General features: G+C 49.4%; 8 protein-coding genes. 5 read left to right on the forward strand and 3 right to left on the reverse strand.

Translation table 11 applies throughout. The features are described 5' to 3' along the window. The first annotated feature begins 196 nt into the window (after positions 1-196). Entirely contained in the window at positions 197-1,873 is a 1,677-nt protein-coding gene (gene ettA, locus ACTHRE_RS00070; protein WP_440344797.1) for an energy-dependent translational throttle protein EttA, read from the forward strand. A gap of 65 nt (positions 1,874-1,938) precedes the next feature. On the opposite strand, the gene mtrR is transcribed toward ettA, so the two are convergent. Further along, the gene (gene mtrR / locus ACTHRE_RS00075) at positions 1,939-2,574 is read right to left on the reverse strand and encodes a multidrug efflux system transcriptional repressor MtrR (RefSeq protein ID WP_440344796.1); all 636 of its coding nucleotides are present in this window, start codon (positions 2,572-2,574) and stop codon (positions 1,939-1,941) included. A 226-nt stretch (positions 2,575-2,800) separates the two neighbouring features. On the opposite strand from mtrR, the gene ACTHRE_RS00080 reads away from it, so the two are divergent. From ACTHRE_RS00080 to ACTHRE_RS00090, 3 genes are read left to right on the forward strand one after another with little or no spacing between them, the layout of a single operon-like run. Beyond that, positions 2,801-4,069 carry an efflux RND transporter periplasmic adaptor subunit gene (locus tag ACTHRE_RS00080; protein ID WP_440344795.1) on the forward strand — a complete coding sequence of 423 codons (1,269 nt, stop codon included), beginning with the start codon at positions 2,801-2,803 and terminating at the stop codon, positions 4,067-4,069. Positions 4,070-4,080: 11 nt separating this feature from the next. Continuing rightward, positions 4,081-7,293, forward strand: a complete 3,213-nt coding sequence (locus ACTHRE_RS00085) for an efflux RND transporter permease subunit (RefSeq protein ID WP_440344794.1) — start codon at positions 4,081-4,083, stop codon at positions 7,291-7,293. Positions 7,294-7,349: 56 nt separating this feature from the next. Beyond that, entirely contained in the window at positions 7,350-8,756 is a 1,407-nt protein-coding gene (locus tag ACTHRE_RS00090) for an efflux transporter outer membrane subunit (RefSeq protein WP_128581710.1), read from the forward strand. A gap of 70 nt (positions 8,757-8,826) precedes the next feature. Here the strand turns inward: ACTHRE_RS00090 and ACTHRE_RS00095 are convergent, their stop codons facing one another. Together ACTHRE_RS00095 and ACTHRE_RS00100 are read right to left on the reverse strand one after the other, a co-directional pair. Then, positions 8,827-10,164, reverse strand: coding sequence for a GTPase/DUF3482 domain-containing protein (locus ACTHRE_RS00095; protein WP_440344793.1), 1,338 nt, complete (start codon positions 10,162-10,164; stop codon positions 8,827-8,829). 575 nt (positions 10,165-10,739) lie between these two features. Beyond that, positions 10,740-11,201 (reverse strand): winged helix-turn-helix transcriptional regulator, encoded by a 462-nt coding sequence (locus ACTHRE_RS00100; RefSeq protein ID WP_079453694.1) that lies wholly within the window; start codon positions 11,199-11,201, stop codon positions 10,740-10,742. Positions 11,202-11,417: 216 nt separating this feature from the next. Here ACTHRE_RS00100 and alr point away from each other — a divergent pair, with 216 nt between their 5' ends. Further along, positions 11,418-12,476 (forward strand): alanine racemase, encoded by a 1,059-nt coding sequence (alr, locus tag ACTHRE_RS00105; RefSeq protein ID WP_377073189.1) that lies wholly within the window; start codon positions 11,418-11,420, stop codon positions 12,474-12,476. Positions 12,477-12,502 lie beyond the last annotated feature (26 nt).

Below are 12,502 nucleotides of genomic sequence, written 5' to 3' on the forward strand. Positions count from 1 at the left end.
AGTTCAAGGATAAACTGGCTTAAATCAAATTTTTTGCGGTTTGGCATTGATACCGTCGGGCAATGAGGGTATCGGTTCGGCGCGGTGTATATTTTGATGCTTATTTCTATTTTCAGACGGCATTTGAACAAGCAAGTATTGGGGCAATAGGTTAAAATGGGCCGTCTGAAATTTGTTTGACGGAAACGAGAAAACTATGTCCCAACAATACGTCTATTCTATGCTGCGCGTGAGCAAGGTTGTGCCGCCGCAAAAAACCATTATTAAAGACATTTCCCTTTCATTTTTCCCCGGTGCAAAAATCGGTTTGCTCGGTTTGAACGGTGCGGGTAAATCTACTGTACTGCGGATTATGGCGGGCGTGGATAAAGAATTTGAGGGCGAAGCCGTGCCAATGGGCGGCATTAAAATCGGCTACCTGCCGCAAGAGCCTGAGCTTGATCCTGAGAAAACTGTGCGCGAGGAAGTAGAAAGCGGTTTGGGCGAAGTGGCTGCCGCGCAGAAACGCTTGGAAGAAGTGTATGCCGAGTATGCCAATCCTGATGCGGATTTTGACGCGTTGGCGGAAGAACAAGGTCGCTTGGAAGCGATTATTGCGGCTGGTTCATCTACCGGCGGCGGTGCGGAACACGAATTGGAAATCGCTGCCGACGCGCTGCGCCTGCCTGATTGGGATGCCAAAATCGGCAATCTGTCCGGTGGTGAAAAACGCCGTGTGGCTTTGTGCAAACTTTTATTGAGCAAGCCCGATATGCTGTTGCTGGACGAGCCGACCAACCACTTGGACGCGGAATCGGTGGAATGGCTGGAGCAATTCTTGGTGCGCTTCCCGGGCACGGTGGTTGCGGTAACGCACGACCGCTACTTCCTCGACAACGCCGCTGAATGGATTTTGGAACTCGACCGAGGGCACGGTATTCCGTGGAAAGGCAATTACTCGTCTTGGCTGGAGCAGAAAGAAAAACGTTTGGAAAACGAGGCGAAATCCGAAGCTGCGCGCGTGAAAGCGATGAAGCAGGAATTGGAATGGGTGCGCCAAAATGCTAAAGGCCGCCAAGCCAAGTCTAAAGCGCGTTTGGCGCGTTTTGAGGAAATGAGCAACTACGAATACCAAAAACGCAATGAAACGCAGGAAATCTTCATTCCCGTCGCCGAGCGTTTGGGTAATGAAGTGATTGAATTTGTAAACGTTTCCAAATCGTTCGGCGATAAAATGCTGATTGACGATTTGAGCTTCAAAGTGCCTGCGGGCGCGATTGTCGGCATCATTGGTCCGAACGGCGCGGGTAAATCGACGCTGTTCAAAATGATTTCAGGCAAAGAGCAGCCTGATTCTGGCGAAGTGAAAATCGGGCAAACCGTGAAAATGAGTCTGATTGACCAAAGCCGCGAAGGTTTGCAAAACGACAAAACTGTGTTCGACAACATCGCCGAAGGCCGCGACATTTTGCAGGTTGGTCAGTTTGAAATTCCCGCCCGCCAATATTTGGGACGCTTCAACTTCAAAGGCAGCGACCAAAGCAAAATTGCAGGTCAATTGTCGGGCGGCGAACGCGGCCGTCTGCACTTGGCAAAAACTTTGTTGAGCGGCGGCAATGTGTTGCTGTTGGACGAACCGTCCAACGATCTCGATGTGGAAACTCTGCGCGCGTTGGAAGACGCATTGTTGGAATTTGCCGGCAGCGTGATGGTGATTTCGCACGACCGCTGGTTCCTCGACCGCATCGCTACGCATATTCTGGCTTGTGAAGGCGACTCTAAATGGGTGTTTTTTGACGGCAACTATCAGGAATACGAAGTCGACAAGAAACGCCGTTTGGGCGAAGAGGGTGCGAAACCGAAACGTATCCGTTATAAACCGGTAACGCGTTAATTAGGTTTGAACCAAAAGGCCGTCTGAAACTTTTAATGTTTCAGACGGCCTTTTATTTTTGATGTTTATGATTGTTTTCTTAATTGCGGATGGTTTTCCAATGTATCAATGATGATTTCAATCATGCGTGGGGCAGTTTGCGCCAAATCGAAGCCTTGACCTGAAGAAAGCCAGCGCCAAATCAAGCCGTCTAATGAAGACTTGATGAAGATGACTGCCATATCGATATCTAAATTATCCGCCAACGCTTTTTGTTGTACCGCATCAGTCAGGACAGCAACGATTTTTTCACGCCATAGCGATTGGTGTTTTTTAGCGATGACAATAACCGCCTCGTTTTGCTCGGTGTGTTCGCATTTTAAAAACAAAATGCTGTGGAATTTATAGTGAAGCTCGTTGTGTTGCAGGCGCTCGAAAAAACGGGTCAGGGTCAGTCGGAAGCTTGACCAAGCCTGTTCGTTATTATTGTTCGAGTCTTCTTTTATGCAGCTTTCGATGTCGTCGCAAATCCGTTGGAACAAGGCGTCAAACAAATCTTCTTTGTTTTTGAAATGCCAATACAGCGCGCCGCGCGTTACGCCTGCGGCTTGGGCGATTTCGTTGAGCGAGGTGCGGGCAATGCCTTTCTGATAAAACGTATCCAATGCGGCAAGCATGAGATATTCTTTGGTTTTTAAGGCTTCGGTTTTGGTTCTTCTCATAGTTGTTTTGTAGGAAATGTAAATTTATGGTTTGGATTATAAAAAATTACTTCTGAACATTCAAGAATGTATGTATAATTTAATTCAATACTTGATAGTTTTTCTCAACACTATATAATCAGCCTGTTTTTCATAAAAGCAGGCAATTTCTGTTTGTGAAATATGAGATTAAAGTAATCAATTTTTAATTAGTCAAACCCTTATTTATCATAGAGATAGGAAAATTATGGCTCTTTATGCTTCTAAAATGATGCGTGTCGCGGCAATTGCAGCAGCTACTGCGTTGGCGCTTTCCGCTTGCGGTAAAGGCAATGAAAAAGCAGCCGGCCAACAGGCGCAAGGCAGTCAGCAACAGCAAAAACAACCTGCGCCTGAAGTCCGTGTGGTTACTGTGCATCCGGAAACCGTTGCATTGACAACCGAGTTGCCGGGCCGTCTGGAATCATTGCGTACTGCCGAAGTTCGCGCCCAAGTCGGCGGTATTTTGCAAAAACGACTGTTCCAAGAGGGCAGCTATGTTCAAGCCGGTCAGCCTTTGTACCAAATCGACAGCTCAACTTATGAAGCAAATTTAGAAAGCGCACGCGCCCAGTTGGCAAGTGCGCAAGCTACTTTGGCTAAAGCGAATGCCGACTTAGCCCGCTATAAACCGCTGGTTGCCGCCGATGCCATCAGCCAACAAGAATATGATGCGGCCGTAACGGCCAAGCGTTCAGCAGAGGCAGGCGTCAAATCTGCACAAGCAGCCATCAAATCTGCCGGTATCAGCCTGAACCGCTCCCGCATTACTGCGCCGATTTCCGGCTTTATCGGTCAATCTAAAGTTTCTGAAGGTACGCTGCTGAATTCCGGCGATACCACTGTTTTGGCCACCATCCAACAAACCAATCCGATGTATGTCAATGTTACCCAGTCTGCGAGTGAGGTCATGAAACTGCGTCAACAGGTTGCCGAAGGCAAATTGTTGGCGGCAAACGGCGCGATTGCAGTGGACATCAAATTTGACGATGGTACGGTTTACCCTGAAAAAGGCCGTCTGCTGTTTGCAGATCCGACTGTCAACGAAACGACTGGTCAAATTACCTTGCGCGCCGCCATTCCTAACGACAGAAATATCTTGATGCCGGGCTTGTATGTGCGCGTATTGATGGAACAAGTGGCTGTGGATAATGCATTTGTAGTGCCGCAACAAGCAGTTACCCGCGGTTCGCAAGATACTGTGATGGTAGTGAATGACAAGAGCGAAATGGAAGCGCGTGTCGTGACCATTGCCCAACAGCAAGGTACCAATTGGGTTATTACAGACGGCCTGAAAGACGGCGACAAAGTGATTGTTGAAGGCATCAGCATTGCCGCTATGTCGGGTGCTAAACAGGTAACGCCGAAAGAATGGACGCCGCCGGCAAGCGCTGCGGCAGCAACACCGGCAGTTTCAGACGGCCAGGCTGCATCCGAGGCCAAGCCTGAAGCTAAAGCTGCATCTGAAGCCAAATAAGGAACGCATGAATGTCTAAGTTTTTTATTGACCGCCCCATTTTTGCATGGGTTATTGCGATTTTTATCATCGCAGCGGGTATTTTCGGCATTCAAAAACTGCCGATTTCCCAATATCCGTCCGTTGCTGCACCGACCATTACTTTGCGCGCTACTTATCCGGGCGCTTCTGCTCAGGTAATGGAAGACAGCGTACTGGCCGTTATCGAACGTAATATGTACGGTGTGGAAGGTTTGGACTATATGACGACTTCTGCCAATTCCAGCGGCAGCGGCAGCGTCAGTCTGACGTTTACACCGGAAACCAATGAAGATTTGGCGCAGGTAGACGTGCAGAACAAATTGTCGGAAGTGTTGTCCACATTGCCGTCTACCGTACAGCAATATGGTGTAACCGTATCTAAAGCGCGTTCCAACTTCTTGCAAGTGGTCATGCTTTCTTCTGAAAAGCAATCCATTGAGGAAATGAACGATTACGCCCAGCGCAATATCATTCCTGAACTGCAGCGTATCGACGGGGTAGGGCAGGTACAATTGTTTGGTGCGCAACGCGCCATGCGTATTTGGGTTGACCCGAAAAAACTGCAAAACTACAACCTGTCTTTTGCAACGGTAACCAATGCGCTTGCGACACAAAATATTCAAATTTCTGCAGGCTCTATCGGTTCTCTGCCTGCTGTGCCGGGACAGACCATTTCGGCAACCGTTACAGCGCAAGGTCAGCTGAGCACTGCTGAAGAGTTCGGCAACATCATTTTGGTATCCAATACCGACGGCTCGAACGTCTATCTGAAAGACGTTGCCAAAGTCAGCTTGGGTATGCAGGACTATTCTTCCTCTACTCGTCTGAACGGTGTGAATACCACCGGTATGGCAGTGATGTTGTCCAACAGCGGTAACGCTTTGGCAACGGCGACTGCCGTAAAAGAAAAAATGGCGGTTTTGCAGAAGTATTTTCCAGACGGCATGAGCTGGAAAGTTCCTTACGATACTTCCAAATTTGTGGAAATTTCGATTGAGAAAGTGATCCATACGCTTTTGGAAGCCATCGTATTGGTATTCTTGGTGATGTATCTCTTCCTGCAAAACATCCGCTATACATTGATTCCGACCATTGTTGTGCCGATTTCCCTGTTGGGCGGTTTTGCCTTCATCTCATACATGGGTATGTCGATTAACGTATTGACCATGTTTGCGATGGTATTGGTGATCGGTATTGTGGTCGATGACGCGATTGTGGTTGTTGAAAACGTTGAGCGTATTATGGCGAACGAAGGTCTGCCGCCTAAGGCTGCAACCAAAAAAGCGATGAGTCAGATTTCCGGCGCGGTGATCGGTATTACTGCCGTGTTGATGTCCGTATTTGTGCCGCTGGCAATGTTTAGCGGTGCAACCGGTAACATTTACAAACAGTTTGCCCTGACCATGGCGGCATCGATCGGCTTCTCCGCATTCCTTGCTTTGACGCTGACTCCGGCATTGTGTGCCATCATGCTCAAGCCGATTCAGAATGGTCATCACGAAGAGAAAAAAGGTTTCTTCGGTTGGTTTAACAAGAAATTCGACAACTGGACACACGGCTACGAAGGTTGGGTTGCCAAAGTCTTGCGTAAGACTTTGCGCATGATGGTTGTCTATATTGGTTTGACTGTTGTGGGCGTATTCCTATTTATGCGTCTGCCGACTTCCTTCTTGCCGTCTGAAGACCAAGGTAACTTGATGTTGAGCGTGCAGCTGCCTGCCGGTGCGACCAAAGAGCGTACCGATGCAACTTTGGCTCAAATCACTCAGCTGGCAAAATCTATACCTGAGATTGAGAACATCATTACCGTTTCCGGCTTCAGTTTTTCAGGCTCCGGTCAAAACATGGCTTTGGGCTTTGTCATTCTGAAAGACTGGAGCGAACGTACTGCTCCGGGCAGCGATGCGACTTCTATTTCCGGTAAGTTGACCGGTATGATGATGGCTACGCTGAAAGACGGTTTCGGTTTGGCGATTGTGCCTCCTGCCATTATGGAATTGGGTACAGGCTCCGGCTTGACGATTTACCTGCAAGACCGTAACAACAGCGGCCATGCTGCATTGTTGGCCAAGCGCAATGAGTTGATTGACAAAATGCGCAAAAGCGGTTTGTTTAACCCAAGTACCGTTCGTGCGAGCGGTTTGGAAGATGCGCCGCAGTTGAAAATCGACATCAATCGTGCCGCAGCAGCCGCACAAGGTATTTCGTTCTCTGATATCCGTACTGCTTTGGCTTCTGCTTTGGGTTCGTCTTATGTAAACGACTTCCCGAATCAAGGCCGTCTGCAACGCGTAATGGTACAAGCTGATGCGAGTGCCCGTATGCAGCCTGCCGATATTCTGAACCTGACCGTGCCGAACAAATCCGGCGTTGCCGTACCGCTTTCTACCATTGCTACTGTTTCTTGGGAAAACGGTATGGAACAAAGCGTCCGCTTCAATGGTTATCCGGCAATGGAGCTTTCCGGCTCGCCTGTTAATGGCGTATCTTCCGGTCAGGCCATGGCTGCGGTACAGCAAATGGTTGATGAAATGGGTGGCGGTTACAGTTTGGAATGGGGCGGTCAGTCTCGTGAAGAGGCTAAAGGCGGCTCGCAAACTGTCGTGTTGTACGCATTGGCCGCTGCCGCTGTATTCTTGGTATTGGCTGCTTTGTACGAAAGCTGGTCTATCCCGTTGGCGGTTATCCTTGTGATTCCGTTGGGCTTGATTGGCGCGGCATTAGGCGTAACCGGCCGTAACATGTTTGAAGCACTGCTGGGCAGTATTCCGGCATATGCCAACGATATCTACTTCCAAGTCGGTTTCGTTACGGTGATGGGTTTGAGTGCGAAAAACGCGATTTTGATTATCGAATTTGCCAAAGACCTGCAAGCGCAAGGCAAGAGCGCGCTTGAAGCTGCGCTTGCCGCCGCACACCTGCGTTTCCGTCCGATTATCATGACCTCGTTCGCCTTCATCTTGGGCGTGGTACCACTCTATGTTGCCAGCGGTGCCAGCTCCGCCAGCCAACGTGCGATTGGTACGACCGTGTTCTGGGGTATGTTGATCGGTACGATTCTGTCTGTGTTCCTTGTGCCTTTGTTCTATGTGGTTGTGCGCAAATTCTTTAAAGAAACTGCACACGAGCATGAGATGGTCGCCAAACACGCCGCTGAAGCCGGCATGATTGAAGACGGTAAACACGATTCAGACAAGCACTAAAGCAAAGGCCGTCTGAAAACTTTTCAGACGGCCTCAAAATGCTAAAGGATTCTAAAATGAAGAAGATTACATTCAAACCTGTACTGACCGCCGTTGCCGCCGCCGTGGCTTTATCGGCCTGTACCATGATGCCCAAATATGAGCAGCCTCAAGTTGCCGTTGCCGATACGTTTAAATACGACACCGTTGACGACGGTATCCGTGCCGCTGAATTGGGTTGGCAAGATTACTTTGCCGATCCGCGCCTTCACCGCCTGATCGACATCGCATTGGAACGCAATACCGATTTGCGTACAGCCGCGCTGAATGCGGAAATCTACCGCAAGCAATATATGATTGCGCGTAATAATTTGTTGCCAACCGTCAATGCCAGCGGTACAGGTTCGCGTCAAGGCAGCTTGAGCGGCGGCAGCGTCAGCAGCCAATACAGCGTGGGTTTGGGCGCGGCTTCTTATGAGCTTGACCTTTTCGGCCGTGTCCGCAGTACCAGCGAAGCCGCGTTGCAAGGTTATTTCAATGTGGCCGCCAACCGCGATGCCGCGCATCTGACCTTGATTTCTACCGTTGCCAAAGCCTACTTTAACGAACGCTACGCTGAAGAAACCATGGCATTGGCACAACGCGTATTGCAAACCCGTGAAGCGACTTACAAGCTCTCGCAATTGCGTCATAAGGCCGGTGTGATTTCCGCCGTTGATTTGCGCCAACAGGAAGCCCTGATCGAATCGGCCAAAGCCGATTACGCATCCGCAGTGAAAAACCGCGAGCAAGCGCGCAATTCCTTGGCTATGCTGATTAATCAACCTTTGCCCGAAGACTTGCCCGCCGGTTTGCCTTTGAGCAAGCAGTTCAAATTGACCAAACTGCCTGCTGGTTTGAGTTCGGACGTGTTGCTCAACCGTCCGGATATCCGTGCGGCCGAACACGCGCTCAAACAAGCCAATGCCAATATCGGTGCGGCTCGTGCAGCGTTTTTCCCACGCATCAGCCTGACCGGTTCGGTTGGTACGGCTTCCGGCGAGTTGAGCGGCCTGTTTAAGAGCGGCACGGGTATTTGGGCTTTTGCACCGTCCATCACTCTGCCTATCTTTGACTGGGGCACAAACAAAGCCAATCTTGACGTAGCCAAACTGCGCCAACAGGCACAAATCGTTGCTTATGAAGCTGCTGTTCAATCCGCATTCAAAGACGTTTCCAATGCGTTGGTTGCACGCGAACAGCTGGATAAAAGCTATGCCGCTTTGAGCAAACAAAGTCGCGCCTACAACGACAGCCTGCGCCTCATCAGCCTGCGCTACAAACATGGCGTATCTAGCGCATTGGATTTGCTGGACGCCGAACGCAGCAGTTATAGCGCGGATACTGCTCTTTTAGCCAATCAGCTGACCCGTCTGGAAAACCTTGCCGACTTGTATAAAGCACTTGGCGGCGGTTTGAAACGTGAGACTAAAGCTGCTGAATAAGTATTTGCTAAGATTAAAAGGCCGTCTGAAACATTTGGGTTTCAGACGGCCTTTTTGTTATGCGGCAATTCTAAGCTTTTAATTTCTCGCTTAAAGTGGCGACATGGGCTGCGCGTTCGTTACGGCTGGCTTCGGGCTGGTGTGTGTTGAGTGAAGACCATTTGCGGTTGCTGCGCGCTTTGTTGAGTTCGCTTGGCAATTTAGCAGCATTCCATGGCGCTTTGCGTTCTTTTAGCTCGATATGAGATTGAGCCGCATGGCCGCGCGTTTGCAAGACGTGCAACAAATCCAGTGCGCGTGCGGCGAGCAGGGTAAGGGTTTCCGGATCGGTATGCAGGGTTTGTCGGCCGTTGATTTTGTCGGTGATGTCTTGGGCATTGGGCAAAATGCCGCCCAACAGTCCGCCGATGGCGGTACCCAAACCAAGCGAGCCGCCAAGCGTGGCAATGTCCAAGCCTAGGCCGATGAGTGCGCCTGCGGTTGCGCCGGTACCGGTACGAATGCCGTAATGTTTGAGCAATTCGCTGTCAAACGGATCTTGTTTGAAGGCTTTGGGCATCCATGTACTGTCGCTGCTGACCTCGTCGTGATAGAAGCGGTAAAGTGTGAACAGGCGTTGTTGCATTTGCCGCTCAAGTTGGCGGATTTCCGATTGCATGACTTCCAAAGTCGGGGCAGGGTCGTCGTTTTCGGCAATTTCTTGGGTAAATGCGGCGGCATCCAGCAGAAAATCGGCAATTTCACGGCGCGCTTCCGTATCCAGCCGTTGCCACTCGCGCCGGCGCATATTGATGAGACGGTCGAGGATGTCGCGCTTAGGTAACATGGTGGCGAGGTTGTCCCACAATCGGATTTCGCCTTCAAAGTCGAAGGCAACGGTATCGAAACCGGCGTAAACATGCAGGTTTCTGCGGGCGAGCATATTGGTCCAAGCGGTCAGGTCTTGATTTTGGGTAAAGTTGAACACGGGCATGATGGGCTTGGCGCACCAAGACAAAATGGTCAGCTCGTCTTTGTATTTGTCAAGGACGGGTTCCCGCGCATCGATGACGTACATGGCCATATCGCTTTGCATGACTTGGCGCAGCACTTTGGCCTCTTGGTTGAATTCGTGATGTGCTTCATGATTGCTGAGGAATTGCTGGATGCGTTCAATACCGTCATCGCGTGCGGATGTGTGGATTTCCAGCCAGTCCAACACGCCACCTGCATCTTCAAGGCCAGGGGTGTCGTAGAGGTAAACCAAGCTGTCGTCGCTGTCGTTGATAAGGGCTTCTTCGACATGGCGCGTGGTGGATGGCGCGTTTTTCACTTCGCCGAAGGTGCTGTCGCGCAAAAGCGTACGTAAGAGCGAGGTTTTGCCTGTGTTGGTATGGCCGACAACGGCAAGGGAGAGTGGGGTGGTCATGGTCTTTGGGTTGGGTTGATATGGACGATGAATGTGTGAGTATGGAGCCGTTTATCTTTAGTGGCAATATATGTTTCAGACGGCCCTAAATTCTCTTTATATATGGGCGAAAATAGCAAGAAAAAGAGGGGAATAGCGGATTTGTTGTTTTTTAGCAAAATACTTGAAAATAGATGGGAAAACAGTTGACAGGAGGGTAGAAGGCTAGGATAATTCGCGCCGTTGAGTTGCTTGATGCAGCTTGATTTTTCTCCTCTATTTCTCCTTTGTAGACTTGGCGCATATCGAGACGGTATGCGCATTTTTTTATCTATATTGAAACATGATTACATTTAAAATTTGTAAATTGAATAATTAAGAAACTTTACAAGAAAAATACTTGCGCGGTTGAATCTCTTGTTGCATAATTCGTTTCGTTAGCTGGTTCGAGTAGTCAGTTAATAGTTTCTCCTCTATTTCTCCTTTGTAGACTTGGCACGCATTCTGTCGAATGTGTGCATTTTTTTTTGCCTATTTAAAATAAAGGCCGTCTGAATGTTGTAATCTTTCAGGAGGCCTTTATTGGTTGAATAGAATTAGATGTCTAATACTACTTCTTCTTTGACTTCTTCCATGACAACATAGCTGCGGCTTTCGGACGCAGCCGGCAGTTGCAGCAGGATATTGCCGAGCATATCGCGATAGGCGGACATATTGGGCAGGCGGACTTTGATAAGGTAGTCGTATTCGCCGGAGACCAAGTGGCATTCCAAAATTTGCGGAATTTTTAGCACTTCGCGTTTGAAGTCTTCAAAAATATTGCCGGATTTGGAGCGCAGTTTCAGCTCGACAAAGACCAAGAGGCTTTGACCTAAAGCATGAGGATTCAGATGGGCGTGATAGCCGGTAATGAGGTTGTCGCGTTCCAAGCGGCGGACGCGTTCGGTTACCGGCGTGGTGGAGAGGCCGACTTTTTCAGCCAATTCGGTCATGGGGATACGTGCGTTTTGTTGTAGGAGCTTGAGAATTTTTAAGTCGGTTTTGTCGAGTTCTTTCATGGCCTTGATGTCTGTCGTTTTCATTTGGATTGAATCATAACCTTAAAACAGGCTGAGAAGAAGCATAAATGCCTAAAGGCGCGCATGAGGTCTAAATTATGAATAGATTATTCTTGTGGATTTCATGGAATCCTGTGTAGTTTTTGACCTATAATATTTACTTCAAAGTAATGGGGCAGGCCGTCTGAAACGGAATGCCGATAAGAGGAATACATTATGCGTCCGCTCAATGCGCAAATCCGTTTGGATAATTTACGTCAAAATTATCGTTTTCTCAAAGAGTTGCACGGCAATAAATTGTTGGCTGTGATTAAGGCCGATGCTTACGGGCATGGCGCGGTCAGATGTGCACACGCGTTGGCAGATATTGCCGACGGCTTTGCGGTAGCAACGGTAGATGAAGGCGTGGAACTGCGTCAAAACGGCATTAAAAATCCGATTGTTTTGTTGGAAGGCGTATTTGATGCTGCGGAGTATGCGGATGTTGACCGTTATGATTTGTGGCCGGCAATCGGCAGTCAATGGCAGCTGGAGGCGTTTGTGCATCATGAGTGGCAACATCCGACAACTGTATGGCTGAAAATGGACTCAGGTATGCACCGTGCCGGTTTCTTTCCGCATAACTATGCCGCGGCCTATACTGCATTGAAACAATCCGAATCGGTTGAAAATATTGTGAAATTCAGCCATTTTGCCTGCGCGGACGAGCCGGAAAACGGCATGACCGAAATGCAGATTGAAGCGTTTGACTTGGCGTGTGAAGGCTTGGAAGGCGAAGAGAGCTTAGCCAATTCCGCCGCGATTTTGAACGTGCCTGAAGCGCACCGCGATTGGGGACGTGCCGGTCTGGCCTTATATGGTATTTCGCCTTTCGGCGGCGTGGATGAGCGTTTGAAACCAGTTATGCGCCTGACTTCCCGCGTTTTCGGCGAGCGCGTGTTGCAGCCGCATTCTCCGATTGGTTACGGCGCAACGTTCTACACCAGCAAATCTACCCGTGTCGGTTTGATTGCCTGCGGCTATGCCGACGGTTATCCGCGTCGCGCTTCTACTAATTCTCCTGTAGCGGTGGATGGCAAACGCAGCCGTATTATCGGCAGGGTATCTATGGATATGATTACGGTTGAACTGGAAGCCTCGAAAGAGGGCTTGGGCGCGGAAGTCGAGCTTTGGGGTGATGTGATTAATATCAATGAAGTTTCCGAAGTTGCCGGTATGATTCCGTACGAAATCCTCTGCAATATCAAACGTGCGAAGTTTACTTATATCGAGTAAGCAGTAAAAGATCAGGCCGTCTGAAA

Origin of the sequence: Neisseria sp. P0001.S007 (assembly GCF_051963655.1) — a bacterium.
Lineage (GTDB): Bacteria > Pseudomonadota > Gammaproteobacteria > Burkholderiales > Neisseriaceae > Neisseria > Neisseria subflava_A.